Source organism: Streptococcus sp. HMSC072D07, assembly GCF_001814835.1.
GTDB lineage: Bacteria > Bacillota > Bacilli > Lactobacillales > Streptococcaceae > Streptococcus.
The window spans coordinates 52,242-78,236 of record NZ_KV818070.1 but is presented as its reverse complement, the minus strand read 5'-3'; the positions used below and the strand labels follow the sequence as shown (position 1 = coordinate 78,236).

Annotated in this window: 22 protein-coding genes; 1 reads left to right on the top strand and 21 read right to left on the bottom strand. The window is 41.5% G+C overall.

From position 1 onward, the window contains the following. Positions 1-102 precede the first annotated feature (102 nt). The 19 genes from HMPREF2991_RS07490 to HMPREF2991_RS07400 form a co-directional block, all read right to left on the bottom strand. Positions 103-972, bottom strand: a complete 870-nt coding sequence (locus HMPREF2991_RS07490; protein WP_070567978.1) for a helix-turn-helix domain-containing protein — start codon at positions 970-972, stop codon at positions 103-105. A 3-nt stretch (positions 973-975) separates the two neighbouring features. Further along, positions 976-1,362: a Mini-ribonuclease 3 gene (locus HMPREF2991_RS07485; protein ID WP_061454305.1), complete on the bottom strand. Its 387-nt coding sequence runs from the start codon at positions 1,360-1,362 to the stop codon at positions 976-978. Beyond that, entirely contained in the window at positions 1,355-2,698 is a 1,344-nt protein-coding gene (gene cysS / locus HMPREF2991_RS07480; RefSeq protein WP_070567980.1) for a cysteine--tRNA ligase, read from the bottom strand. Before cysS ends, HMPREF2991_RS07485 begins: the two co-directional genes overlap by 8 nt. Beyond that, positions 2,691-3,236: a dihydrofolate reductase family protein gene (locus HMPREF2991_RS07475; protein ID WP_070567981.1), complete on the bottom strand. Its 546-nt coding sequence runs from the start codon at positions 3,234-3,236 to the stop codon at positions 2,691-2,693. Before HMPREF2991_RS07475 ends, cysS begins: the two co-directional genes overlap by 8 nt. A gap of 8 nt (positions 3,237-3,244) precedes the next feature. Further along, entirely contained in the window at positions 3,245-4,009 is a 765-nt protein-coding gene (locus tag HMPREF2991_RS07470; protein WP_070567983.1) for a nucleoside phosphorylase, read from the bottom strand. Positions 4,010-4,022: 13 nt separating this feature from the next. After that, positions 4,023-4,223 (bottom strand): YdeI/OmpD-associated family protein, encoded by a 201-nt coding sequence (locus HMPREF2991_RS07465; protein ID WP_008808365.1) that lies wholly within the window; start codon positions 4,221-4,223, stop codon positions 4,023-4,025. A gap of 49 nt (positions 4,224-4,272) precedes the next feature. Next, positions 4,273-4,890 (bottom strand): serine O-acetyltransferase, encoded by a 618-nt coding sequence (cysE, locus tag HMPREF2991_RS07460; RefSeq protein WP_070567985.1) that lies wholly within the window; start codon positions 4,888-4,890, stop codon positions 4,273-4,275. Positions 4,891-4,905: 15 nt separating this feature from the next. After that, positions 4,906-7,119: a polyribonucleotide nucleotidyltransferase gene (gene pnp / locus HMPREF2991_RS07455; RefSeq protein WP_070567987.1), complete on the bottom strand. Its 2,214-nt coding sequence runs from the start codon at positions 7,117-7,119 to the stop codon at positions 4,906-4,908. 540 nt (positions 7,120-7,659) lie between these two features. Next, positions 7,660-8,526 (bottom strand): methylenetetrahydrofolate reductase [NAD(P)H], encoded by an 867-nt coding sequence (metF, locus tag HMPREF2991_RS07450; RefSeq protein ID WP_070568079.1) that lies wholly within the window; start codon positions 8,524-8,526, stop codon positions 7,660-7,662. Positions 8,527-8,620: 94 nt separating this feature from the next. Next, a complete protein-coding gene (gene metE / locus HMPREF2991_RS07445; protein ID WP_070567989.1) occupies positions 8,621-10,870 on the bottom strand; it encodes a 5-methyltetrahydropteroyltriglutamate--homocysteine S-methyltransferase in 2,250 nt (749 codons plus the stop codon). A 569-nt stretch (positions 10,871-11,439) separates the two neighbouring features. Next, entirely contained in the window at positions 11,440-11,805 is a 366-nt protein-coding gene (locus HMPREF2991_RS07440; protein WP_070567991.1) for a TIGR02328 family protein, read from the bottom strand. After that, on the bottom strand, positions 11,789-12,193 hold the full coding sequence (locus HMPREF2991_RS07435) for a YbgA family protein (RefSeq protein WP_070567993.1): 405 nt from the start codon (positions 12,191-12,193) through the stop codon (positions 11,789-11,791). The genes HMPREF2991_RS07440 and HMPREF2991_RS07435 overlap by 17 nt, the downstream gene beginning before the upstream one ends. A gap of 80 nt (positions 12,194-12,273) precedes the next feature. Next, positions 12,274-13,875: a type I restriction-modification system subunit M gene (locus HMPREF2991_RS07430; RefSeq protein ID WP_070567994.1), complete on the bottom strand. Its 1,602-nt coding sequence runs from the start codon at positions 13,873-13,875 to the stop codon at positions 12,274-12,276. A gap of 43 nt (positions 13,876-13,918) precedes the next feature. Beyond that, positions 13,919-14,674 (bottom strand): hypothetical protein, encoded by a 756-nt coding sequence (locus HMPREF2991_RS07425; protein WP_070567996.1) that lies wholly within the window; start codon positions 14,672-14,674, stop codon positions 13,919-13,921. 41 nt (positions 14,675-14,715) lie between these two features. After that, positions 14,716-15,543 carry a hypothetical protein gene (locus HMPREF2991_RS07420; protein ID WP_070567998.1) on the bottom strand — a complete coding sequence of 276 codons (828 nt, stop codon included), beginning with the start codon at positions 15,541-15,543 and terminating at the stop codon, positions 14,716-14,718. A 1-nt stretch (position 15,544) separates the two neighbouring features. After that, on the bottom strand, positions 15,545-16,084 hold the full coding sequence (locus tag HMPREF2991_RS07415; protein ID WP_070568000.1) for a hypothetical protein: 540 nt from the start codon (positions 16,082-16,084) through the stop codon (positions 15,545-15,547). 9 nt (positions 16,085-16,093) lie between these two features. Continuing rightward, the gene (locus HMPREF2991_RS10945) at positions 16,094-17,341 is read right to left on the bottom strand and encodes a restriction endonuclease subunit S (protein ID WP_070568002.1); all 1,248 of its coding nucleotides are present in this window, start codon (positions 17,339-17,341) and stop codon (positions 16,094-16,096) included. A gap of 188 nt (positions 17,342-17,529) precedes the next feature. Continuing rightward, positions 17,530-18,426 carry a hypothetical protein gene (locus HMPREF2991_RS07405; protein ID WP_070568004.1) on the bottom strand — a complete coding sequence of 299 codons (897 nt, stop codon included), beginning with the start codon at positions 18,424-18,426 and terminating at the stop codon, positions 17,530-17,532. A 370-nt stretch (positions 18,427-18,796) separates the two neighbouring features. Next, positions 18,797-21,796, bottom strand: coding sequence for a type I restriction endonuclease subunit R (locus HMPREF2991_RS07400; protein ID WP_070568006.1), 3,000 nt, complete (start codon positions 21,794-21,796; stop codon positions 18,797-18,799). A 112-nt stretch (positions 21,797-21,908) separates the two neighbouring features. Here HMPREF2991_RS07400 and HMPREF2991_RS07395 point away from each other — a divergent pair, with 112 nt between their 5' ends. Beyond that, positions 21,909-22,526, top strand: coding sequence for a TVP38/TMEM64 family protein (locus HMPREF2991_RS07395; protein WP_000076177.1), 618 nt, complete (start codon positions 21,909-21,911; stop codon positions 22,524-22,526). A 316-nt stretch (positions 22,527-22,842) separates the two neighbouring features. Here HMPREF2991_RS07395 and scrK read toward each other — a convergent pair whose 3' ends face one another. After that, positions 22,843-23,730, bottom strand: a complete 888-nt coding sequence (gene scrK / locus HMPREF2991_RS07390) for a fructokinase ScrK (protein WP_000164292.1) — start codon at positions 23,728-23,730, stop codon at positions 22,843-22,845. Positions 23,731-23,888: 158 nt separating this feature from the next. Continuing rightward, the gene (locus HMPREF2991_RS07385; RefSeq protein WP_070683777.1) at positions 23,889-25,784 is read right to left on the bottom strand and encodes a sucrose-specific PTS transporter subunit IIBC; all 1,896 of its coding nucleotides are present in this window, start codon (positions 25,782-25,784) and stop codon (positions 23,889-23,891) included. Between the last annotated feature and the right edge of the window lie 211 nt (positions 25,785-25,995).

Genomic DNA, 25,995 nt, shown 5'->3' with positions numbered 1-25,995 from the left:
CCTTTTGTCTTTTGATAGTTTTATTATAGATGAAAACGCTTTACATTTCTATGGCAAGGTGACCAAAAAAATAAAAAAGTTCTGTGCAACTTGCACAAAACTTTAAAGAATATCTGGTAAAATCAACTGATAACACAAGGTAAGATCCGTTAACTCCTTCAACTGAAGCCCTGTCAATTCTTCCCATTTGTCAATCTTGTATTGGAGAGAATTGCGGTGTAGATAGAGTTGCTGGGCTGTTTTAGTTAGGACAGCACTATTTTCCCAGAGAGAAAGGATAATTTCCTGAATCTGATCCTGATCCAAAATCATCTGGTGCAGACATTCTTTAATGACTCTCAGGTCCACAATCCTTTCTCCCATACTCCATAGATAGAGCTGTGAAAAGGTGTGTACACCTTGGTGACCTTGGCGCCACCAAGTCTTAAACAAATCTCGCTCCGCTTTGATCAGGTCTGATAGGGCTTGATAGCCTGTCTGAGACCACACCTGCCCCAACATGATAGACAGACGAAGGCCAAAGTCATACTCAACCGCTTCCATCGTATCAGATAAGATTGAGCGAACAGAGGTATACTTATCTTGTTGAAGCACAAATACATAATCCTGAGCCCCGACCTGCAATACTGTCCGGCAGTTGGGAAAGAGAGTTTGCATCATATCTAGCCAAGAGGATAGATTTTCCTGTTGGAAATAGGAAAGATGGCAATAAACCAGCTGAATCTTTTTGAAAGTTTGCGGTGCCTGCCCCTTCCCCTCGATCAGATAGGGATACCAAGGATTGAGTGAACGAGCCTGCTCTTGCTGGGTCAAAAGGGCAACCAACTGCTTTTCACGCTCACTGAGACCAGCTTCCTCCAGCAAAATCCACTGCTGAGAAGCTAAAGGAAGAGTAAGATAGCCTGGTTTCTCTACTGGCTGATCTGAAATCTGAGCTTCAGGAAACCAGTCTTGTAATTCCTTTACAATCATATTCTAGCCCTCCACTTTTTGGATGCACCAAGAAATCAAGGTCTCTAGACGCTCCACATTTTCAGTCAGATGGAGATAGCCCATCACTGCTTCAAAACCTGTAGACATGCGGTAGGTCACCACATCTGCATTTTTAGCCTTTGTGTGGCTATTGGTATTGCGACCACGTTTGTAGATTTCTTCTTCTTTTTCCGTCAGGACTTGCTCCTCCAACATCAGGGAAATCAGGCGAGCCTGAGCCTTGGCTGACACATACTTTGTCGCTTCTTGGTGGAGCTTGTTGGGCTTGGTCATGCCTTTGAGAATGAGATGGCGACGGATATACATGGAATAAACCGCATCTCCTTCAAAAGCTAGCGCAATCCCGTTAATGAGATTGACATCAATCACGAGTCCACCTCACTCCATCCTTGGTGTCAAGGAGCTTAATTCCTTGATCAGCCAATTGGTCACGGATTTGGTCTGCTGTCGCAAAATCACGATTAGCACGCGCTTCTTGGCGCTTTTGGATCAAGGCTTCAATGTCTGCATCCAAAACTTCCTCAACAAAGACAATTCCAAAGACTTCTAACATATCCGCAAGAACTTCCTTAACACTTGCATCATAGTTGCCAGAGTTGATCCATTTGGCCATTTCAAAGACAACTGTGATACCATTTGCGGAGTTGAAATCCTCATCCATAGCGGCAACAAACTTATCTTTAAAAGCCTGTAACTCTTGAGCATCTACAGTCCCAGAAAATGGTTGTTCGTAAGTGTTCTTCAGATATTTGAGATTAGTCTCGGCGTCTCGCACTGCTTTTTGCGTAAAGTTGATAGGCTTACGGTAGTGTTTTGTCGCAAAGAAGAAACGCAACACTTGACCATCGAGGGTTTTGAGGGCATCATGGACGGTGATAAAGTTGCCCAAGGACTTAGACATCTTGACATTATCGATGTTGACAAAGCCATTATGCATCCAGTAGTTAGCAAAAGTCTTGCCTGTTTTCGCTTCTGACTGGGCAATTTCGTTGGTATGGTGAGGAAACTCCAAATCAGCTCCACCACCGTGGATATCAATGGTATCTCCCAAAATCTCTGTCGACATGACTGAACATTCAATATGCCAACCCGGACGACCAGGTCCCCAAGGACTGTCCCAAGAAATCTCGCCTGGTTTTGCAGCTTTCCAAAGGGCAAAGTCTACAGGATTTTCCTTGCGAGCCGTTTCTTCATCGGTACGACCTGAAGCACCCAGCTCCAAATCTTCCAAGGTTTTATTGGCCAACTTAGCATAGTTGTGAGATTTTTCCACGCGGAAGTAAACATCTCCTTGACTCTCGTAGGCAAAGCCTTTTTCAATCAAGTCAGCGACAAAACGAATGATGTCAGCCATAAACTCTACTACACGCGGATGGCGAGTCGCAGGTTTCACGCCTAAGGCTGTCACATCCTCACGAAAGGCAGCGATGTACTTGTCCGCAACCTCCAGAGGCGTGATACCTTCTTCCTTGGCACGGTTGATAATCTTATCGTCTACATCTGTAAAGTTGGAAATATAGGCAACTTCGTAGCCACGGTATTCGAAATAACGACGAATGGTATCAAAAGCCACCGTCGAACGGGCATTCCCAACGTGGATATAGTTGTATACCGTTGGCCCACAGACATACATGCGAACCTTTCCTTCTTCGATTGGGACAAATTCTCGCAAATCACGAGACATGGTGTCGTAAATTTTAATCATGCGGTACACCCCCTTCTCTATTTCTGACTTTTCGGCTGAAAACCAGCTCTGCAAATGGACCAAATTGTCTGAGGCTATCCAGTTGGTAAAAGCGCTGCCCTTCCTCTTGGATAAAGAGGGGAACCCCCTTTCCTAGGATAAGGGGTGCTATCTGAATAATGAGGTGGTCGAAAAGATCCGCATCCAAGAGCGGTCCTACTAAGGAATTACCACCAATCACAAAGACATTTTTGCCTTTGTCAATCTGCTGAACAAAGTCCACCACATCCCCAGCTACTGGCTGGTAATTGCTGACAGGCAGGTGCCTATCATGCGTAAAGACATAGTTTTCCGTAGCTTGATAAAAACTTTCTACATCTTGCAAATCTTGGATTTCCTCAAAGGTCCGCTTGCCCATGATGGTGATATCCATTTGCCTGTAAAAGTCATCATAGCCTGTATCCTCTACAGAACCAAGCTGATGCAGCCAGTCTATCCTGTGCTGGCTGTCAGCCAAGTAGCCATCCATGGTGATACAGCCGTAAAAATATACTGCCATTCTTGTAGTTACCTTTCTAGTTCCTTTGCTATTTTCAAAGCGATAGTGAAAAAAGTCATGGCATCAGCTGTCCGCTCTTCATGGCGGGCATCCCAGATTCGGTTATGATGATCCACATAGTCAGCTGTGTAGAAGAATTGATAGACCTTGCTCTTGCGAAATTGACTCCAAGCCATGATAGCTGAAGCTTCCATATCCACCACTTGTGCACCAGCAGCCAAGCGACGCTTGACCTTATCTGGCGTTTCTCGATAAAAGGCATCGGTCGTCCAAGACTTAGTGCGGATATGCTCAATATTGTGCTTGTCAAAGATGGCTTCCAGCTCGATCAGCAGAGACTCGTCATAGGTGACTTCGTCACCCGGTGGGGCATAGTGATAGCTAGTTCCTTCATCTCGCAATGCGGCTGCAGGCAGGATAATTTTATCCGCCTCAATTGAGCGGTCCAAAACGCCACAGGAACCTAAAATGATAAAATTTTTGAAGCCTCTAGCTACCAATTCCTCCAGTTGGCCAACTATCATAGGAGCCCCAATTGGAGCCAACATAACTGCTAGTTTGCTAGGACCTTGGCCATAAATATACCATGGATGATGGCCGTTTATGCTTTTCAAATAGCCCCCCGGATAGACATCTTCTGACTCAATCAAACGTTTCAGAATTTCGCCATTAAAGGACAAGATGATGGTTTCGCATACCTCTCCCTTGTCATGGACTGGCTTTTCAGTTGGCTCAATAACTGCTGCTACATCTTCAAATTCCTCTAATAGCATAACTTCTCTTTCTTTAAGGCTCCAGCAAATCCGCCTTCATTTTATTTAGACGGCGCAGCTTGGTCTCATCTTTTTTGGCTTCACTGATATAATGAGCCCATTCTCGCTGGTGGCTAGGTGGCAGTTTAATAAAGCGCTCCTTAGCAAGACCATCCAAGTGTTCTTGCAACTCAAGAACTGCCTGGTTCAAAATTGCATCTGATAAATCTGACATAGTTCTTACCTCCTGTCATACTTCACCTCGATAACTTTGCCACCCTTTCCTACAAACTTGACGAATGGTGGCTGGCTTCTCTAGCCTGCTCTAGTTTATTGACGTAGTACTCCCGTTTTTCTTCGACTTCGTGAATCGTTGGTTCATCTTTCTGTCCATGAACTCGGACGATCTTAGCTGGGATTCCGACAACTGTCACATCACTAGGTACGTCTGCCACGACTACTGCAGCAGCACCGACTTTGGCATTTTCGCCGATTTCTACCGGTCCGATGACTTGGGCATGGGCTGAAATCAGCGCCCCTTTTCGGACAGTCGGATGGCGTTTACCAACATCCTTCCCTGTTCCACCAAGAGTCACTCCGTGATAGAGAAGAACGCCTTTTTCAACAATCGCCGTCTCTCCAATCACCAAGCCTGAGCCATGGTCGATAAAAACACCTGATTCTATCTGAGCACCCGGATGAATCTCTATCTGAGTCCAAAAGCGCCAAAACTGACTGTGCATACGAGCCAAGAGTTTGAAGCCGTGCTTCCAGAGAAAATGCGAGAGACGGTGGGCAGCTAAGGCCTTGACACCTGGATAAGTCAGCAAAACTTCCAAACTATTGCGTGCCGCTGGATCATTTTCTTTTACGATATCAATGGTTTCGCGCCACCATCCCATACATTTCTCCTTTTCTTATTCTGAATCTTTTGGTGTTTCTGTAAATTCTTTCTTAGGTTTGTGGTCCTTGTGATGACGTGGACGGTGAGGTCGCTCAGACTTTTCACCTTTTTCATCATGTTCAGGTTTTGGAGGACGAGGAAGAAGAACTTTCATAGAGGCATCGATACGGCCTTTTTCATCAATCTTGATAACCTTAACGTCGACTTCATCACCGATAGCTACCAAGTCCTCAACACGGTTGGTACGAGTCCAAGCCATTTCAGAAATATGCACAAGTGCATCTGTCTTATCAAAGAGGTTGACAAAGGCACCAAATTTCTCGATACGAACAACCTTGGCATGGTAAACTTCATCTACTTTAGCCTCACGAACCAAGCCAGCAATGATTTCTTTGGCACGGTTAATAGCAGCTTGGTCACTAGAGTAGATAGATACATTTCCTTCTTCGTCGATATCAATCTTAACGCCTGTTTCAGCGATAATCTTGTCAATAGTTTCGCCACCCTTACCGATGACAATTTTGATCTTGTCAACATCGATCTTGATGGTATCAATTTTCGGAGCAGTTGGAGCCAATTCTGGACGAACTTCTGGAATGGTTGCTTCAATCACATCAAGGATTTCAAAACGCGCTTTCTTGGCTTGAGCAAGAGCCTCAGTCAAGATTTCAGCAGTAATCCCTTGGATCTTGATATCCATTTGAAGAGCTGTAATCCCCTCACGAGTACCGGCAACCTTGAAGTCCATGTCTCCAAAGTGATCTTCCAAACCTTGGATATCTGTCAAAACAGTGTAGTTATTTCCATCTGAGATGAGACCCATAGCAATCCCTGCTACTGGCGCCTTGATTGGCACACCACCAGCCATAAGGGCAAGCGTTCCCGCACAGATAGAAGCTTGAGAAGAAGAACCGTTTGATTCTAATACTTCTGCTACCAAGCGGATCGCGTATGGAAATTCTTCCAAACTTGGCAAGACTTGAGCAAGGGCACGCTCACCAAGAGCACCGTGACCGATTTCACGACGACCTGGCGCACCATAACGACCTGTTTCTCCTACAGAGTATTGAGGGAAGTTATAGTGGTGCATAAAGCGTTTCTTGTACTCTGGATCCAAACCATCGATGATTTGAGTTTCTCCCATCGGAGCCAAGGTCAAGACTGAAAGAGCTTGAGTTTGTCCACGAGTAAAAAGACCAGAACCATGTACACGAGGAAGATAGTCGACCTGCGCATCTAAAGGACGGATTTCATCGACCTTACGACCGTCAGGACGAACCTTATCTTCTGTAATCAAGCGACGCACTTCAGCGTGCTCCATTTGTTCCAAGATTTCAGCCACATCACGCATGATACGGTCAAATTCTTCGTGGTCTGCATATTTTTCTTCATAAACAGCAGTCACTTGGTCTTTAACTGCTTGAGTTGCAGCTTCACGAGCCAATTTTTCTTCTACTTGAACCGCTTTTTGGAGGTCGCTGTTGTAGGCTGCGATGATTTCAGCTTGCAAGTCAGCATCCACATGAAGCAATTCCACTTCTGCTTTTTCCTTACCGACTGCCGCAACTATTTCTTCTTGGAAGGCAATCAATTCTTTAACAGCTTCGTGTCCTTTCAGAAGGGCTTCCAACATGATTTCTTCTGACAATTCTTTGGCACCAGACTCCACCATATTGATAGCGTGTTTGGTACCAGCTACTGTCAATTCAAGAAGCGATTGCTCTGCTTGTTCTTGACTAGGGTTGATGATGATTTCACCGTCTACATAGCCCACCTGAACCCCAGCAATTGGACCGTCAAATGGAATATCTGAGATAGAAAGTGCCAAGGATGAACCAAACATAGCAGCCATAGGTGCAGATGCATTTTCATCGTAAGAAAGAACCGTGTTGATCACTTGCACTTCGTTACGGAAACCTTCTGCAAACATTGGACGGATTGGACGGTCAATCAAACGCGCTGTCAAGGTCGCATCTGTTGAAGGACGTCCTTCACGTTTCATAAAGCCACCTGGAAACTTCCCAGCCGCATACATTTTTTCTTCGTAGTTGACTTGAAGTGGGAAGAAATCCCCAGTTGCCATTTTCTTAGACATGACGGCTGCAGTCAAGACAGTTGACTCACCGTAACGCACGACAACAGAGCCATTTGCTTGCTTAGCAACCTGGCCAGTCTCTACGATTAACTCACGACCCGCAAAAGTCGTTTGAAATACTTGTTTTGTCATTTTAATCCCCTTTGGATTGATGAAATTATACGCCTTGCCTACAAAAATCAAGATATTTTGGACGGTTCGGTTTGCCGAACATTTCTGTAGAAAAATAGGAAGGTGACGAAGCATTCGATGAATGCTAGGAAGCTTGTCTTTTTTCCTAAGAAATGAGACCAAAATTCAATTAAGTAGTTTTTTTGATATTTCACTGGAATAGTGCGGACGGGAGCAACTTCCTTCGGAATTTCATCCCTTATTTTTTAGCCTGAAGTCTAAAAAATTCCGTCCTAGAAAATAACAGAGTTATTCTCTAGGATACTACTATAGCTTGAAATATCTTTTAAATACTCACTCCGTTCGTGTTTTTTGAGACACCTATTATCATATTTTGTTTAAAAAATAATCCACTTTAAACAAACTTCTACAACCTAAATACCCTCATCTTTGTATCAAGTACGTACAGAGTCTATTTTATCATATTTTTCTTAAAAAGTGCGGGCTTTTCTATTAAAAAGGAACCATTCCCCTCACCTGAGAAGAATGGTTTGCTTTTTATTATCCTAAAGACTGATGATTAAACAAGGCATGGGTTGCTTGGTGGATGTATTTTGCTGTTTCAGCATTGTTCATGGTGTAGAGATGCACACCTGCGACATCCTGCGTTACCAAGTCCACGATCTGATCCACGGCATAGGCAAGTCCTGCTGCTCTGAGCGACTCAGGGTCATGCTCATACTTGTCTAAGATGGCCTTAAATTTACGTGGAAGATGGATATTCTCACAAGTCTTCAAGAGACGAAGTGCTTGATTACGGTTCAGAATGGGCATGATACCTGCATGAATAGGAACATCAATCCCTGCCAAGGTACACTTATCTTGGAAATCGTAGAAGCGCTCATTGTCAAAGAAAAGTTGCGTTACAAGGCTTGAACAACCTGCATCCACTTTCTTCTTGAGATTTTGAATATCCGAGATTTGGTTTGGAGAGTCAGGATGCCCCTCTGGGTAGCAAGCGCCAATAATATCAAAGTGAGGGGCTTGTTCCTTGATGAACTCGATCAAATCCGTTGCGTAGCGGAAATCCTTTTGTGGTTCCACATCAGGGATAATATCCCCACGCAAGGCCAAGATTTTCTGTACCCCAACCTTATCCAAGTCTGCAATGGTTTCAGCAACCTTTTCCTTGGTCAGATAGATAGCTGGCAAGTGGGCAATGGTTGGAATCGTCAAGTCATTCTGGATAAAGTCAGCCAAACGAACCGTTGTTTCCTTGATATTAAATTTATTGTTGCTGGCAGTCACACTGATAAAGTGCGGTGTCAGCTCCCGCATATCCTGCAAGGCTGAAATAATTTTATCATTACCCACAGCTGGGTTTGGAGGGAACACTTCAAATGAAAGTGACGGAGTTTGGCGTGACATAGTCATTATCCTTTTCTTTTTGATTTCATGATTGCTGAGCCAGCTAGGGCCAAGCAGTTCCTTGATCAGTCAGTGTCAAGAGAGAAATCTTATCTTATAATTTCTCACGCGCAGCTTTTGCTGCTTCAACAAGGCGGATCAAGCTTTCTTTTGTTTCTGGAATACCACGTGTTTTCAAACCACAGTCAGGGTTGATCCAAACTTTCTTGCTTGGTACTTTGGCAAGAATAGCATCGATTGTGTGGTCAATTTCGCCTTCATTTGGCACACGAGGTGAGTGGATATCGTAAACTCCAGGACCCACTTCTGTTTGGAAGTTTTTCGCTTTGAGTTCGTCCAAGATTTCAAGGTTTGAACGGCTTGCTTCAAAGGAAATAACGTCCGCATCCATGTTGTCGATAGCTGGGATGATATCTGTAAATTCTGAGTAACACATGTGGGTGTGGATTTGAGTGTCTGGCGCTACTGTAGAGTGTACCAAGCGGAAGGCTGGAATAGCCCAATCAAGGTAGTCTTCGTACCAGTCGCTACGACGGAGTGGCAATTTCTCACGAAGAGCAGCCTCATCGATTTGGATGATTTTCACACCAGCAGCTTCAAGGTCAAGAACTTCATCCTTGATAGCAAGAGCGATTTGAAGAGTTGAGTCCTTGATAGAGATGTCTTCACGTGGGAATGACCAGTTGAGGATGGTAACAGGTCCAGTCAACATACCCTTAACAGGTTTGTCTGTACGACTTTGAGCATAGCTAGACCATTTGACAGTGATTGGGTTGAGACGAGTGACATCACCCCAGATGATTGGTGGTTTCACCCCACGCATACCGTAAGATTGTACCCAACCATTCTTAGAGAAGAGGTAACCTGACAAGTTTTGACCGAAGTACTCAACCATGTCGTTACGCTCGAACTCACCGTGTACAAGCACGTCAAATCCAACTTCTTCTTGCCATTTAATCCATTCGTCGATGGTTTCAGCAAGGAAAGCGTCGTATTCTTCTTGTGACAATTCACCCTTACGGAAGGCCAAACGTTTGGCACGAACTTCCTTAGTTTGAGGGAATGAACCGATGGTTGTTGTTGGAAGAGCTGGAAGTTTAAAGGCTTCTTCTTGGATAGCTTCACGTTCTGCAAAGGCTGGCAAACGAGTGTAGTCTGCGTCTGTCAAACCAGCGATACGCGCACGAAGTTCTGTATTTTCACCCACACGCTCAGTCGCAAAGAGTTCTTTATTAGCTGCAAGAGCTTCTGCACCTTGACCATTGCGGATAGCATCCAAATCACGAATCTCATCCAATTTTTCAACTGCAAAAGCAAAGTGGTTCAAGATAGCTGGTTCAAATTCTTCATTAGCAGTTGTAAATGGCACATGAAGAAGTGAGCATGAGCTTGTCAAGACAATGTTTTCAGCTGGAATTTGCTCAAGAACAGCCAAGCTCTTTTCGTAGTTGTTGCGCCAGATGTTTTTACCATTGACAATACCTGCATAGAGAGTCTTGTCAGCTGGAAAGCCACCTTTAACGAGTTCAAGAGTTTTCTTACCTTCAACGAAGTCCAGACCGATGGCATCTACTGGCAAATTCACAAGATCAGAGTAGACGTCACGAACGTCACCGAAGTAAGTTTGAAGCAAGACTTCAAGACCTTTTTTGTCAGCCAAAAGCTTGTTGTAGAGGTTCAAGAAGAGAGCTTTTTCTTCAGCTGTCAAGTCTTTGACAAGAGCCGCTTCGTCGAGTTGGATGCGAGTCGCACCAAGTTCAGCTAATTTAGCAAAAACTTCTTGGTATGCAGCCACTAAGCTATCTACGAAGTCTTCTGCTTTCACGCCTTCTTCAAAGTCTGACAATTGAAGGAAAGTGAATGGACCTACAAGGACAGGACGAGTGTTCAATCCAAGTTCTTTCGCTTCTTGGAACTCATCAAAGATCTTGTGACCAGCCAATTTTACTTGAGTGTCTTTTTCAAATTTAGGAACGATGTAGTGGTAGTTGGTGTTGAACCATTTCTTCATTGGAAGGGCACGCACGTCCCCTTTTTCTCCTTGGTAACCACGTCCCAAAGCAAAGTAGCGTTCAAGGTCAGACAAGTCCAAGTTTTGAACGGATGCAGGTACCACGTTGAAAAGGAAGGCTGCATCTAGGAAGTTATCATAGTGAGAAAAGTCATTTGATGGAATTTCAGTGATGCCTTTTTCTTTGACAATGTTCCAGTGTTTTGCACGCAATTCTTTTGCTGCTGCCAAGAGTTCTTCTTCTGAGATTTCTTTTCTAAAGTATTTTTCAGTTGTAAATTTTAATTCGCGGAATTCACCCAAACGAGGGAAACCGATGATCGTAGTTGACATGATGTGTCCTCCAAAATTTGTTGTTGAAACTATCTTAACAGAAAAGAAACTGTCTGTATAATTGTAAATAATTAGGCTTTGATATAGTTTGAAACTATATCACTGTTTTAAACAAAAGAAAAAGACTTGAGACCAGTGTCTCAAATCCTTTGTATTGCTTGTTTTATTGCTGTATTTTAGTTAGAATGCTCAAACGAGCTATTGACGATTCTCATCAGTGACTATGGCTTGTTATTAGAAAAGACTATAGGTTGGTTTTCTTTTGTAATTTTGATATTTCCCTTAAAAAGTGCGGACGAGAGCAAATTACTTTGTAATTTCATCCCTAATTTTTGGGCCAGAGTGTCTCAAAAATCCCGTTCTGGATAATAATAAATTATTATCCAGAATACCACTATAGCGGGAAATATCCTCTAAAAGCTCACTTCGTTCGCCCTTGGCTTTTTAATTAGAACACAAGAATTATCTTAACACTCATAAAACAAGACCTTAGAATCATTCTAAAGATCTCCTTTTTATTATTCGAAAAAATGACGAGAAGAGTTATAATGTGGAGCCAATCCTGACTCTTACTTCAGCTCAATGCCTTTCTCTCGGAGATTAGCCAGACATTCCTCATAGTATCCTGCATCATGCTCACTATAGATGGGAGTGGTCAGCTTCTCCTCAGACAAATCCTCATAAGCGGAGCAGATTTTCCCACGGTAGTTCTTGTCCAACCACTCTGGACTGACATTATAGCCACGGTTAGCCATCTCCTCCATGATCAAGCGATGATAGGCATAGAGACGATAGGGCGAGTGGGTAAAGACATAGTTCACTGTCGTATGCTTTCTGCCCCAACCATTACCACGAAGGGCGCAACACTCTCGATGTTGCCCCAAAAGCTGCGGACGGGGAAGTTGTGAAATCAAAGCCTCATGCCAAAGTCTCATGGGAGTCTCCTTTCAGTAAAGTCGAATGTTGCAAGTAGGTATTGGGATAGCGTTCCAGCAAGTCTCGAGTTTTAGCGATCAAGTCTTCCTTAGAAGCCTGACCAAAGCGGTAGCGATCCAGCAGGAGCATATAGTCTTTGCGCTCAGCATCAGTCGCTTTCTTTTTAAAATAGCCCCAAATATGCTGAAAGGCATTGCAAACCTGACCCCTGTGCTCTGGGATTTGACAGGAACGGTCAATCAGTTCTTGAACATGACTCAGCTCCACCTGTTCATTCTTCAAGTATTGACGAATCTCATTGTAAATATTGCTAGAATGACTCAAAACGAGGTATTTGTTTCTAGCCCAGAGTTGTTGGCACTGGGATTTTTGATTAGTTTGTTCCATGTTTCTCCTTGTTTTCTATCCGTTTCCAGGGAATATGGAAACAAAGTTGTATCTAAAAAATGAGCGAATCGATTACACCATCACCCTTTAAAGTTTTTCAAAAACTCTTTGAGTTCGGCATCGGCTTCTGGTGTGGTTCCGTGGAGTTGACCGAGCATTTCAAGCAATGAAGCTGTTTGACTTTCGATAGCTTTATTTGTCTCGTTAATCTTGCTGACGATGTCTGTCAGCGGCTCGACTTCTTCTTCCTCAAAGGTGTCTACATAGCGAGGGATATTGAGGTTGTAGTCATTTTCGACAATTTCTTCATAGCTTGCCAAATGGGCAAACTTGTCAATCTCCTTACGAGACTTGTAGGCTTCCAGAATCTTCTCGATATGAGCATCCGTCATGATATTCTGATTTTTCCCCTTATCAAACTCCTTAGAAGCATCGATAAAGTAAACATCACGATTAGTTCGATTCTTTTTGAGAATGATGACCGTGGTCGGAATGCTGGTATTAAAGAAGATATTGGCAGGTAGACCGATAACCGTGTCAATTGCTCCTTCTTCTAACAAGGCCTTACGAATAGTTCCTTCCGCATTTCCACGGAAGAGAACACCATGAGGAAGGACGATAGCCATAACTCCATTATCCTGCTTGAGATGGTAGTAACCATGTAAAAGGAAGGCAAAGTCAGCCTTGGACTGGGGTGCCAGTTTCCCAAAAGGAGAGAAACGAGGATCATTCAAGAAGCCAGAGCTAGCAGACCACTTAGCAGAGTACGGCGGGTTCATCAGAACCCCATCAAAGTTGGTTGGTTCCTGTGTCGGCCAGTCTTCATCCAGTGTATCAGCATTGTGGAGAAATTGATTCTCAACTGGAACACCGTGTAGAATCATGTTCATCCGAGCTAGGTTATAGGTCGAGGTATTGAGCTCCTGACCAAAGTAGACAACTGTCTGCGGTTTATGAGAGTATTTCTTGGCATTGAGCAAGAGAGAGCCAGAGCCCATGGTCGCATCATAGATGGTAAAACCTTGCTGGTCCTCACGACCTAAAAAGGCAATCTGAGTCATGAGTTTGGCAACAGGCTGAGGTGTATAAAACTCACCAGCTTTCTTACCCGAGTCAGTCGCAAACTGACCGATCAGATACTCATAGGCATCCCCCAGCATATCGCCTGCATGACCCGCTACATCTAGCACAGCCAACTCTTTCATGACTGCCGCCACTGTTTGGTTTTGCTTTTGTGGAGTTGCCCCTAGCTTTTTGGAATAGAGATCAATATCCTCAAAGAGATTTTCATAGAGGTCGTCACTCTGCTCGATATCTCGAAAACCCTGAGCCAAATCTTCCAGCTGGAAAGTCCCCTCATTAACACGCGCTACCAGAGCCGTAAAGGTCAAGTCGGGCTTGATACTATAGTTGAGTTCGTCCTTCATGACTGCAAGAAGATCCTCGTGAGTGTCCACATCTTCATAGTAGTTACGATAGACCTCAAGGGCAGCCTCAAGACTATCTGTCCCCTCCTCCATGGTCTCCGCCACGAAAAAGAGCATCTTATCTGATAGATACTTGTAAAAGACCATGCCCAAGAGATATGACTTGTAGTCATTAGCATCCATCTTAGAGCGGAGAACATCCGCTGAGTTCCACAGGGCTTGGTAGAGCGACTGGGAAGTTTGTGTTGTTTCCATAGTGTTTCTTTCTAAGTTTTGCAATTTATTTTTAAACAAGCATTCATTTATAACAAATCACTTCATTTTCAATCGTTCGAATCAAATCTAAAGGAATAGAAGAGACTGGAAGTTGATAAACGATGTTTTTTCGCGGGTTATAAAATCCAAGATTTTCGATAGAAAGGAAATCGGGGTCAAAGGAATGTAGCCCCATGATATAGTATACAAGGACTTGTAGTGTATTGTCTTTATTAGGAGCTGTTTTAGTCACCTTAAAATCCCACAGTGTATCCTTGGTCAGAAAATCTCCATCACCCTTATCAATCGTTTCTGTATAGCCTCCCAAAAAGTTAAAGCCATCTTTTACCAAAGGACCATAAAGATCGAAGAAGCAAAGGCTTCGCTCCACCATGATACGAATATTCTCTATCGTTTCGGCATCCACTGTAATTTCCTCAAAAGGCTTATAATACTGTTTCCCCGCACGAAAAACGACATCAAAAGAAACCAAACGACACGCACTTTCTATCGATAAATCGTCCAATCCTGTCACCAAATCGAGTAGTGCTTCTGCTAGGTCTCCCATGTTAACCCTATGAGCTCCCATGAGAGAAATTATGAAAGCATCACGGGCTTCTGTCCCTTTCATAAAGCGTGTCAAGTAGTCCACACAAATCCCCACTAAACTAGGAGATACAGACTCTACAGAATGCAGAACTCGGTGATCTTCGAACTGCTCTACTGAAAATAACTTGATGGGCAGATAACCACCTCGAGGTTGGTTAATTTCTTTGATACGTTGTGTTACAGATACCATGAACTCTCCTTTTTATAGATAATTTTTTAAAGAATGTTACCTCAGTTTTCCTTCTTCCGTAATCGCCTAGCAGAGCTGGCTTCCATCTGATGACTTGTAATTGGATTAGTATATAATCTTCCTAACGCCAATTTTAAAAAACTTGTCAATCGTTTGTTAGTATCAATAATAAATTTTCCTTCTGAGACCTTAAAATCTTGCTCTGGGTATTGTTCATATGATGTTAATAAGGTGCTAATTATTGAGGTATCAGATAAATCAATTTCATCATCTTTTAGAATTGCTACCATCTTTAAATTATTAGATTTAATCTCAAAGTCTGAGAAACTAACTAAATCAATTCTTTTTAATTCATCAACTTCTGCAATACTAGCTATACGGTAGTAATCATCAATCCCTTTGAATAGACTATGAATCGTCCTAAAACTTCTAAAGTACAATTTATTATTTCCGTCAAAATAAGCATCGTTCTCAGATTTTAGTTCTATACCCTTTTCAATAATTGTTCTTTCAGCTCTTCTATATCTCCATTTCAAGATTGACTTATCTACCAGTCTCTTTGATTGTGTGATTTTTTGAAAAACTAACCCATCGTTATCAACTTTACGAAAAATCAAGTCAATTTTCGAGAACTCTTCTTCACTCACATCATTTAGACCCGCAGTATTTAAAAATTTATCTTCATATTCTTTGACCATAGACATATGCTCATCATCAATTTCAATATAGAACCATTCCTCATGTTCTAATTTTATTTCTGGATCAAATTCTCTACTATTTTCAGGATCAATCTCCGGAGCAACTAATTCAGAAATATCATCCGTGTTATCCAATTTTCTATACGTTCGACCTACTTTTACTAAAAACATACTATTCCTTCTCCAAAAAAGTAAAATTATTTATTCTAACTAGACCTTCTATAGTCCCAGTCTCTTTAACATCTTTTTTCTTGCTATAAATAATAAAGACATTACCGTTTTTATCAGTGACTCTGTAATAACGATATGAGAGTAACCATATCAAATTAAAATAGTATGACCTCTCCATAAGAATCCACCATATTAGAAAAATGAGGACTATTACTACAATCTGATATAAGAATGTTAATTCACCTAAACCCAGCATAATTACAAAAAGGCCTAAGTAAGTTGGAATGATTTCATTTTCTACTGGTTGTATACTTTCAACTTGAGCAGTATCATTTGCTTCTTTAAATCTTTTCAAATACTGTAAGACTCCAAAAGAAAAAGAAAGCATCAGGAAAATCAACACTCCTATTTTTAGAAAACTACATACATAAGAATCATGTGAGGGAAAAATGTCTATAGTAAATAGATACAAGACTAAACCTGGCGAAAAAGAACAAATTGATAAACAAAACGACAAACATAATCTTTTAAATTTTTTCATAACAAAATTCTATATAAACATATCCTGCAAGAGTTTCTTTTTCAGTGTTACTAACTGAGAAATTTTCTCTTGCTGAGCTGTGATTAGGTTATCGAGGTTAGAGAAATAGGCGCCGATGGCTTGTTGTTCTTCGAGTGAAGGAGGAAGTGATACCTTTATTTTCTCTATCTGCCATAAAGAAAGCGAGGGTTGTGCTCCAATTGTTGAATCACTTTTGATAAAAGACTTTATTCTTGGACTTTTCAAAAAATTCAACATAAAAATCGCATCGTCTCTCTTCAATCTAATAATTGCAATTTGCTGATTTGTATTTGCAGGTAAATCTTTTTTATCAACTTTCCCAACTACCCCAAGAGTACCGACAATTGAAAACAATACATCACCCTCTTTAAGTATAGAACGTTTTAGGTATCCTAAATGTTCTTCTAAACTTGTAGAGGCTGTCCGGACCAAACTACCAGTATCTCTATTTATACTTTCGGTTTTAATATAGTTTACTTCCCCTTGCCAGCTTTTATCTTTCGGTGTGGTTCCCTTAGTTATAGTTTCAGCCCTTGATTTAAGTTCATATAATTCCCACTCACCTTCAAATCCATCCAAGCGAATCTCAGGTACCGTATGTCCAGTCTTCGGAAACATCTTTGAGAGCATGGTCGCCTTGAGAGCTTGGTAGTTGGTAAGATTATCCTTGTAGCTAGCTAAAAGGTCGTCGAGGGTGCGGAAAAGGGAGCCGATGGCGGATTGTTCTTCTAATGATGTAGGCAAACAAACCTTGAGATTTGATAAAGATTTTTGACTAACTCCTTTTGCAGTTCCTCCACTAGATAATGAAGTTAATTCATTAAATATTTTTTGGCTACGCAATAAAGTAGCTAAAAAATCTTCCCGAATTAAATTATGTTTAACTTCAAAGGCAATCGTACGTTGACTTAGAATATACAAATCATCATTAGGAATCTGTGCAACATTTCCCATTGGTGCTTCAGTAGTAAAAACAACTTGCCCTTTATGAAGGTGATTATCTCCCATCCATCGATCATACAATTCTTGATCTCCATAATTGGCATCAGCATTGAAATCAATATAGCCATTCTTTACATTTAAAGCTGATAAAGCTAGATAACCTGTATCACTCCAACTCAAACCTAATTTTTTAGGTGTTCTACCTCTATAATCTAAAATTTTATCTATGTTGGATAATAATGGTCTTTTAACCCAATCTTTTTTTCCTTCACTAAAAATAATTTTAGGTATCATTCTTTTCCTCAACTCTTATAACTCTCTATCTAAAAATTGTTTTAACTTTTTATGTAATTCATAACCTAGAATCATCATTCATCATTTTTTAATATTATATCATGAAAAATCAATATGAACGCTAATAACAAAGCAAAAAGAGAAGAAAACTCTTCTTCTCTTGTAGCACTATTCAATCATTTATCAAGTTATAAAAGACTAATTAACTCATCATCAAGCAATGACTTATTGTCTCTATATTTTTCTGAATGCTCCATGTAATCTATAAAATACTCTGGAGAAGAAGTTGTTGAATCTAGAATATAGTTCTTCTGTTTATCTTCGTTATACTGTTTATTTATTTTTATCTCTCTCAGAATTTTTTTAGAGTATGGTTTCCCATTTGAATCCTGATACATTGATAATAGCTGTAAGCGACTAAAGATATTAGAAACATATCTTGCTGGAGATATAATATATCTCTTACTAACTATTGTTTTTGGAACCAAAATCAATAATCTATCTTTATTATTCTCCTCAGGATCCAACACATAATGACTCTCAAACTTTGCCCATTCATGACTTATGTGATCCCAATATTCAAAAGTTTTGATATCACTGCTAATTTGAAATCCATGTAATCTAGCTTGTTCTAATGAAAAAACAATGAGTTCTTTCTTCAACAAACTGACAATCAAATCTGACATTCTGTCTTCGGAAAATCTTTTGATAAATAAAGGTATAGCTACTGATGTTAATGCTTTTTCTTGGACAGCTGAAACAGATGATTTCACATAACTAAAAAATTGGTCAAGCATCTTCATTGAGACACCTTTCCCTTTTGACTTATTGGAAGAATATCCTAGGTGCGTCGCATTACATTCTTTCGAATGTGAAAAAAGGTTAAATGAATCTTTTTTATTCCCTTCACAATAAATTTCATAAGACCGCTTAATAAAATCATCCACAACTCTTTTAAAATTATCTGGCAATAACAAAGGATCTACAAATAGCATAACATCTTCATTTGTATCGACATCTAAGAAGTCTAATCCTGTTTGTATTTGTTCTCTATTTAAATATTTTGATAATCGAATACCGATCACCCACTTTCTATAATATTTTGTAGAATGTAGGTTAGAATATTTTCGCTTTAATTTACAATCTATCAAATAAATGATACACTGGAAATGGAATTTTTGAATAGTGCTTTCCCAAACTAGCTAAAAATTCATAACCCTATCAAAGTCGTCAGCCCCAACTGACGTCTTTTTTTATTCTACATTTGTTATTATATCAATTTTTCAAAGGAAGTCAAGGTAGAAACACAATATAATGTGTAGAATATTGTTTATTATTAAACAAATACACAATATATAGTTTTTTATTACTATGTAAAATTTATAAATATCTAAAAAAAGCCCTAAATAAGGCTTTTTTAAAAAAGGAATCACAAAATTTGATAGAAATAAAAATCTACATATAGCCTCCAACCCTCAATGGTTCAATCACCTCTTCGATGAGTTGGGTATAGGCTTCTTTGATTTGTTTTTTATAAAGGAGTGGGTTGAGGGCATCTGTCACCTCAACTTTATAGTCCTTGTAGCGCTGACTCTTAGTCAGTTGACTTTCTCCTAGTTGTTTTTTAGCTCCCTTGCGGTAGTGATTGACATAGTAGCGGAGTTCATCTTCGCCCACATACCAGGTCTTACTAAAGTCTTGGATATGCTGCTGGATGACTGCTTCAATCATCTGGTCAAGGATATTAGCGATGGATTGACCTCTGTAGCGGTCTGGATTTGCCTGTACTTCTTGCCAAAGCTCTGAGATGATCTGTGCCAGATTTGGATTGGTCTTCTCCAAACTTTGGATATAGGTATCCACTGCTTCTCTGTCCTGTGCGCTGAGACTCTTTTCCTGACTCTGCTCTTGCTCGATCAAGCTTTGGATCAAGGTCAGAATATAGGCGTAGTTGATCTCATCTACTTGGATAGACTCTAGTTCATAATGGATATCAAGTGGTTCGCCATCGTCGTTATCATCTTCCGAACGACTTTTCAACTCTGCTAGGATATTTTGATAAAAACCAAGATAAACTTCCAACTCTTCTGCACTGAGTCCCGTTTGGGCGTAAATTTCTTCCTCATCATACTCTTTATAGACTCGGATAGAAGCTAGGTACTTATCAAATCCTTGATAGGCTTTGGCAATTTTTCTCAACTGAGGAGTCGACATTTGTTCGAGTTGGAGTCCTTCTACAGGGTCATCTGTGATGAGATTTTGAAAGTCGCTACAACTTCTCAAAAAGTTTCTCTTTTCCTCTTCCCAGTTTGGTGCTAGGACATCATTTTCACCACCATTTGAGTAAAGCTTGAGGGCATTATCTACTGCTTCCTTAAAAGCTAGAGGCTTTTGGAAGGTGATGATATGACCATAGGTCTTACTAGAATCAAATATACGGTTGTTACGACTAAAGGCCTGAATTAAATCCTGCAGTTGCATTGGTTTACGATCGATAAAGAGAGTCGATAGACAAGGGGCATCAAATCCAGTTAGGAGACGATTGACCACGATGACTAAGTCCAACTGTTCATTGCGATAGAGATACTTGTCCTGTTTTCGAGCTAGGCGGTTATTGACATCTGTATTGAAGCCACGAAGATCCGCCATAGTAAAGTGAGTATCAAACTCTTGGTTATAGTCCTCTAGGACTTGCTTCATGTGGTCTTGGTTGGCTCTTGAGTCTTCTTCATTCTCCGTAACGGAGTAGGTGATGGTCGCCTTTGGAAAGTCTGGAAGGACCATCTTGACTCTCTCAGATACCTTGACTCGTGTCTGTCCAGCCTTGACTTTTTTAAGAAGGTCATAGTAGGCTTGGGCTTGAGGGATGGACTTGACAGTCAGGATGGCATTGTAGGTATTCCCCACGCCTTTTTGGAAGCCCAGTTGTTGGCGGGATTTATTGATAATGGCATCCAAGACTTCCAGCATGTGCTCCTCATTCTCGTAGACAGTATCTGGTATGTCATCTTCAGATCTATCCGTAATGAGGGTATTGCGATAGTCTACTTTAAAGCCTAAGACAGCTCCATCATGGATGGCTTCCTTGACCGTATACTCATGGAGACGGTCTCCATACTGTTGCTGAGTAGTTTGGGCGAGGTCGCCGACCTGCTGGCGTTTATTTTCCTTAAAGATTGGCGTTCCTGTAAATCCATACCAGAGAGACTGAGGGAAAAAGGCTTTAATGTCCTTTTGTGTTTGAGGTGTCACGGCACGGTGGCATTCATCCACTACAAAGGCCACGCGGAGGCCCTTGATTTTGTCTGCATCTCGTTGGTAAAGGCCTTGGTCAAACTTGCGCATCATAGTAGTGATTTTCTGGATGGTGGTCACTACGACACGCTTATCATTACTTCCTAGTCTCTTGACCAAATCATGTGTATTGTCCGTCTCATCGATATCAATGACATCATTGGTTGCATAGGAGAGGAAGGATGAAGTGGTTTGTTGGTCCAAGTCCCTGCGGTCAACGACAAAAATCGTCTTTTGGATAGATGGAATCTGAAGGAGATTCCGAGCCACCTTATAAGAAGTCAGAGTCTTTCCTGAACCTGTCGTATGCCAAACATAGCCAGACTCCTGACGACGTGAAGCTTCCTGCACCGCTTCGATAGCATGGATCTGATAAGGACGCAAGAGGATGAGAGATTTTTTGCTATCATCAATGACAGAATACTGCATGACCATCTGGTGAGCACGAGGGATAGAAAGGACTTCGTGGGCAAAGCTTGTCAAGTTTGTCACAGGATGATTGTCCTTATCCACCCACTTGGTTAGAAATTGCTTGTTGAGTTTATTTTCTCGAGCTGCAGCGATATAGCGTGTATCGATCTTGTTGGTCACAACAAACATCTGCAAGCTAGAGTAGATACCACGGAACTTGCCTTCGCGGTCATATTTTTTAATTTGGTGAAAGGCATCGATAAATGCTGCTTGGGAACTCTTGAGCTCGATTTGAATCATAGGCAAGCCATTGATGAGAAGAGTAACATCCAGTCTACGGTCTTGATCCAGAGGATTTACTTTTTCTCTTTGGACTTGATTGACAACTTCGTAGCTAGACTTTCCTGCTGCGATATTGTCACGCCAAATGACTGACAAACGGATGGTGCCTAGGCTAGCATCTTCTCTTTGAACCTCGACTTTGGCAATGCCGTTTTCACCGACCAACCACTTAGCAGCATCATAGTAGCTGACAAAGTTGAGTTGGTTTTTAATCTGGCGTTTTTCCTGCTCTGTCAAGGGATGGTCTGCTAGGAGAGCCACATTATTTTGGGCTAGTTTAGTAAAGAAATTTTCCCATAATTGGTCTTCTGTTTTTAGGTCTTCTCGATAAGTCCATTGACTTTCACCAGTCACCAGCTGGCTAATCAGTTGTTTTTCTATCTCCAGTTCTGGTTTTACTTGCATCATTCTCTCCTTTAACGATGTTCTACTTTCTTTATTATAACATGTTTATCATTAAATTCCCCCTTCTTTTGCAAAATATGGTATAGTAGAATCATACTATCTATGAGGAGTTTACATGTCACAGGATAAGCAAATGAAAGCTGTTTCTCCCCTTCTACAGCAAGTCATCAATATTTCATCTATCGTCGGGGGAGTCGGCACCTTGATTTTCTGTATTTGGGCCTATCAGGCAGGAGTGTTACAGTCCAAGGAAACCCTATCGGCCTTTATCCAGCAAGCTGGGGTTTGGGGGCCACCACTCTTTATCTTTTTACAGATCCTACAAACCGTTGTTCCGATCATTCCGGGAGCTTTGACCTCAGTGGCTGGGGTATTTATTTACGGCCACATCATCGGAACCATCTATAACTATATCGGCATCGTGATTGGTTGTGCCATTATCTTTTACCTCGTCCGTCTCTATGGAGCTGCCTTTGTCCAGTCCGTCGTCAGCAAGCGCACCTATGACAAGTACATCGGTTGGCTAGATAAGGGCAATCGTTTCGAGCGTTTCTTTATCTTTATGATGATCTGGCCAGTTAGCCCAGCTGACTTTCTCTGTATGCTGGCTGCCCTTACCAAGATGACCTTTAAGCGCTATATGATTATCATCGTTTTGACCAAGCCCTTTACCCTAGTGGTTTATACTTATGGTTTGACTTATATTATTGATTTCTTCTGGCAGATGTTTTGAGAATAGAAAAATCCGTTTGGAAAACCAAACGGATTTTTTGAACATAGACAGACTATCGCTTGATACTAAATATACTTTGGTATGAAAATCATCCCTTCTTCGCGAGTAAAGCGAGGTCTTACCTAGCCTTTCCGCCGTGATAAAAACACCTGAAATCTAATGGTTTCAGGTGTTCGGAAACTTTGAGACTTTAGGCTCAAAGTTTAGGTATGGAATTTCGAAGAAAGTCGCTACCGTCCGTCATCACTTAAGGAAAGGCTCAAAAACATTGTCTTCAATCAAAACATCCGTTTGGTTGCCCAAACGGATGCTTTTTTTATTTTGCGACACTTTTAGCAAGGACAAAGTTCCCAAGTGTGGCAGAACCATTGCCTGCGACTGCTGGAGTCACGATGTAGTCACGCACATCTGGTACTGGTAGGTAGCCATTGAGAAGAGCTGTGAATTTCTCACGCACACGGTCCAGCATGTGTTGTTGGGCCATAACGCCACCACCAAAGACGATCACATCTGGACGGAAAGTCACAGTAGCATTGACCGCAGCCTGAGCGATATAGTAGGCTTGAACATCCCAGACAGAGCTGTTGAGTTCGATGTTTTCGCCACGAACACCTGTACGAGCTTCTAGACTTGGTCCAGCCGCAAAGCCTTCCAAACAACCCTTATGGAAAGGACAGACGCCGTTAAATTCTTTTTCTACATCCATTGGGTGTTTAGCCACATAGTAGTGACCCATCTCAGGGTGACCGACACCACCGATAAACTCACCACGTTGGATAACACCTGCACCGATCCCTGTACCGATCGTGTAGTAAACCAAGTTTTCGATACGGCCACCAGCATTGTTACGAGCAACTACTTCACCATAGGCAGAGCTATTTACGTCTGTGGTGAAATACATGGGTACGTTGAGGGCACGACGGAGAGCCCCAAGTAGGTCTACATTTGCCCAGTGAGGTTTTGGAGTCGTTGTGATAAAGCCATAGGTTTTTGAGTTTTTGTCGATATCGATCGGACCAAATGAACCGACAGCAAGACCAGCAAGATTATCGAATTTTGAAAAGAACTCGATGGTTTTATCGATAGTCTCGATAGGAGTTGTTGTTGGAAATTGTGTTTTTTCCACAACATTAAAGTTTTCATCACCGACAGCACAGACAAACTTTGTACCGCCCGCTTCTAAGCTTCCATATAATTTTGTCATGATAAACCTCTTATCTTTGTTTTCTCTATTATAGCACATTTTAAAGGGCTAGATTTCTCAATATTTTAGATTTTCCTCTGTAAATCTTACCATCCAAGTAAAAACGAACAAACATAATATTTGTTCGTTTTATTTTTAAATCTGATTTTCGAAGAGGACTAGGCTTTCACTTCGATGATAGCGTCACCCTTGACAACTGAACCGCTTGCGACTGGTGTCACAGAAGCGTAGTCTGCTGTGTTGGTTACGATAACCATTGTTGTGTCGTCAAGACCTGCAGCAGCAATCTTAGCTGAGTCAAATGTTCCAAGAACATCTCCAGCTTTAACCTTGTCACCTTGGGCAACTTTATGGTTGAATCCTTCACCGTTCATTGAAACAGTATCGATACCAACGTGGATCAAGATTTCAGCTCCGTTAGCTGTTCTTAGGCCATAAGCATGTCCTGTTGGGAAGACAATTGTCACTTCAGCATCAGCTGGTGCGTAAACAACATCTTCACTTGGTTTTACAGCGATACCTTGTCCCATAGCTCCACTTGAGAAGACTGGATCATTCACATTTGAAAGAGCAACGACATCACCAACGATTGGTGTTTGGATAACACCTTCGCTAGGTGAAACCACAGTACCAGTTACTGCTTCTTCTGTTAAACGGTCAGTTTCAGCTTCAGAAATTGCTCCTGAAACTTCTTCTACTTCATCTTCGTAACCAAACATGTAAGTAAGAGCAAAACCAAGTACAAATGATACAGCTACCATAAGAAGGTATTGTAGAAGTTGTCCGTTACCAATGTAAAGCATTGTACCAGGGATGATTGTGATACCATTACCAGTACCAGCAAGTCCAAGGATAGATGCCAATCCACCACCGATTGCACCAGCAATCAATGAAAGGAAGAATGGTTTACGGAAACGCAAGTTAACCCCGAAGATAGCAGGCTCAGTAATACCTAGGAAGGCAGAAAGAGCAGCTGGGAAGGCAAGTGTTTTCAGTTTAGGATTTTTAGTTTTCACACCAACGGCTACTGTCGCAGCACCTTGAGCAGTCATGGCAGCTGTGATGATAGCGTTGAATGGGTTAGCATGGTCAGCAGCAAGCAATTGAACTTCAAGCAAGTTGAAGATGTGATGAACACCTGATACGACGATTAATTGGTGAACTCCACCAATCAAGAAACCACCAAGTCCGAATGGCAAGTTAAGAATAGCTTTTGTTCCAATGAGGATGTAACTTTCAACAACGTGGAAGACTGGTCCGATAACAAACAATCCAAGGATTGACATTACAAGGAGTGTTACGAACGGTGTTACCAAGAGGTCAAGTACATCTGGAACAACTTTACGAACAGCTTTTTCAAATTTAGCTCCGACAACCCCGATAATGAAGGCTGGAAGAACTGAACCTTGCAAACCTACAACTGGGATAAATCCGAAGAACTGCATTGCAGTTACTTCACCACCAGACGCAACAGCCCAGGCATTTGGAAGTGAACCAGAAACGAGCATCATACCAAGAACGATACCAACAGCTGGGTTACCACCGAATACACGGAAGGTTGACCATACAACCAAACCTGGCAAGATGATGAAGGCTGTATCTGTAAGGATTTCTGAGTAAATCTTCACATCATCTGGAAGTGTAATTCCAAGAGCAGTCAAGAGACCACGAACACCCATGAAGAGACCAGTTGCTACGATAACTGGAATGATTGGAACAAAAACGTCACCGAAAGTACGGATAGCACGTTGGAACCAGTTTCCTTGTTTAGCAGCTTCTGCTTTCATATCTTCTTTAGAAGATGTTGGCAAACCAAGTGCAACGACTTCGTCGTACATCTTGTTTACTGTACCAGTACCAAAGATGATTTGGTATTGGCCTGAGTTAAAGAAAGCTCCTTGAACTTTATCCAAGTTCTCAATCACTTCCTTATTGATTTTTCCTTCATCTTTGACCATGACACGTAGACGAGTCGCACAGTGGGCAACACTGTTGACATTTTCACGTCCGCCAAGGGCTTCGATGACCTTTTTTGCAATATCCTGATTGTTCATTTGCAAAAATCTCCTTATAAAATTTTGTTCTTGTTTGAAAGCGATTTTATTCGCCCTACGACTATTATTTTATCACGTTTCTAAAATATGTCAAGCGTTTTGCAGAATTTTTTAAACCCTTTCTTTTTTCTCTGATTATTTTTGCTCGTTTTTGAGGGTTATTCTCTTTTTCCTCAAAAAAATATCTTTATACTTGAGGAATCAAGGCTTT

Excerpts from the sequence above, each read along its gene's own strand:
- HMPREF2991_RS07490 (WP_070567978.1), bottom strand. The coding sequence starts at position 972 with ATGATTGTAAAGGAATTACAAGACTGGTTTCCTGAAGCTCAGATTTCA.
- cysS (WP_070567980.1), bottom strand. The coding sequence starts at position 2,698 with ATGATTAAAATTTACGACACCATGTCTCGTGATTTGCGAGAATTTGTC.
- HMPREF2991_RS07475 (WP_070567981.1), bottom strand. The coding sequence starts at position 3,236 with ATGGCAGTATATTTTTACGGCTGTATCACCATGGATGGCTACTTGGCT.
- HMPREF2991_RS07470 (WP_070567983.1), bottom strand. The coding sequence starts at position 4,009 with ATGCTATTAGAGGAATTTGAAGATGTAGCAGCAGTTATTGAGCCAACT.
- HMPREF2991_RS07465 (WP_008808365.1), bottom strand. The coding sequence starts at position 4,223 with ATGTCAGATTTATCAGATGCAATTTTGAACCAGGCAGTTCTTGAGTTG.
- cysE (WP_070567985.1), bottom strand. The coding sequence starts at position 4,890 with ATGGGATGGTGGCGCGAAACCATTGATATCGTAAAAGAAAATGATCCA.
- pnp (WP_070567987.1), bottom strand. The coding sequence starts at position 7,119 with ATGACAAAACAAGTATTTCAAACGACTTTTGCGGGTCGTGAGTTAATC.
- metF (WP_070568079.1), bottom strand. The coding sequence starts at position 8,526 with ATGTCACGCCAAACTCCGTCACTTTCATTTGAAGTGTTCCCTCCAAAC.
- metE (WP_070567989.1), bottom strand. The coding sequence starts at position 10,870 with ATGTCAACTACGATCATCGGTTTCCCTCGTTTGGGTGAATTCCGCGAA.
- HMPREF2991_RS07440 (WP_070567991.1), bottom strand. The coding sequence starts at position 11,805 with ATGAGACTTTGGCATGAGGCTTTGATTTCACAACTTCCCCGTCCGCAG.
- HMPREF2991_RS07435 (WP_070567993.1), bottom strand. The coding sequence starts at position 12,193 with ATGGAACAAACTAATCAAAAATCCCAGTGCCAACAACTCTGGGCTAGA.
- HMPREF2991_RS07430 (WP_070567994.1), bottom strand. The coding sequence starts at position 13,875 with ATGGAAACAACACAAACTTCCCAGTCGCTCTACCAAGCCCTGTGGAAC.
- HMPREF2991_RS07425 (WP_070567996.1), bottom strand. The coding sequence starts at position 14,674 with ATGGTATCTGTAACACAACGTATCAAAGAAATTAACCAACCTCGAGGT.
- HMPREF2991_RS07420 (WP_070567998.1), bottom strand. The coding sequence starts at position 15,543 with ATGTTTTTAGTAAAAGTAGGTCGAACGTATAGAAAATTGGATAACACG.
- HMPREF2991_RS07415 (WP_070568000.1), bottom strand. The coding sequence starts at position 16,084 with ATGAAAAAATTTAAAAGATTATGTTTGTCGTTTTGTTTATCAATTTGT.
- HMPREF2991_RS10945 (WP_070568002.1), bottom strand. The coding sequence starts at position 17,341 with ATGATACCTAAAATTATTTTTAGTGAAGGAAAAAAAGATTGGGTTAAA.
- HMPREF2991_RS07400 (WP_070568006.1), bottom strand. The coding sequence starts at position 21,796 with ATGATGCAAGTAAAACCAGAACTGGAGATAGAAAAACAACTGATTAGC.
- HMPREF2991_RS07395 (WP_000076177.1), top strand. The coding sequence starts at position 21,909 with ATGTCACAGGATAAGCAAATGAAAGCTGTTTCTCCCCTTCTACAGCAA.
- scrK (WP_000164292.1), bottom strand. The coding sequence starts at position 23,730 with ATGACAAAATTATATGGAAGCTTAGAAGCGGGCGGTACAAAGTTTGTC.
- HMPREF2991_RS07385 (WP_070683777.1), bottom strand. The coding sequence starts at position 25,784 with ATGAACAATCAGGATATTGCAAAAAAGGTCATCGAAGCCCTTGGCGGA.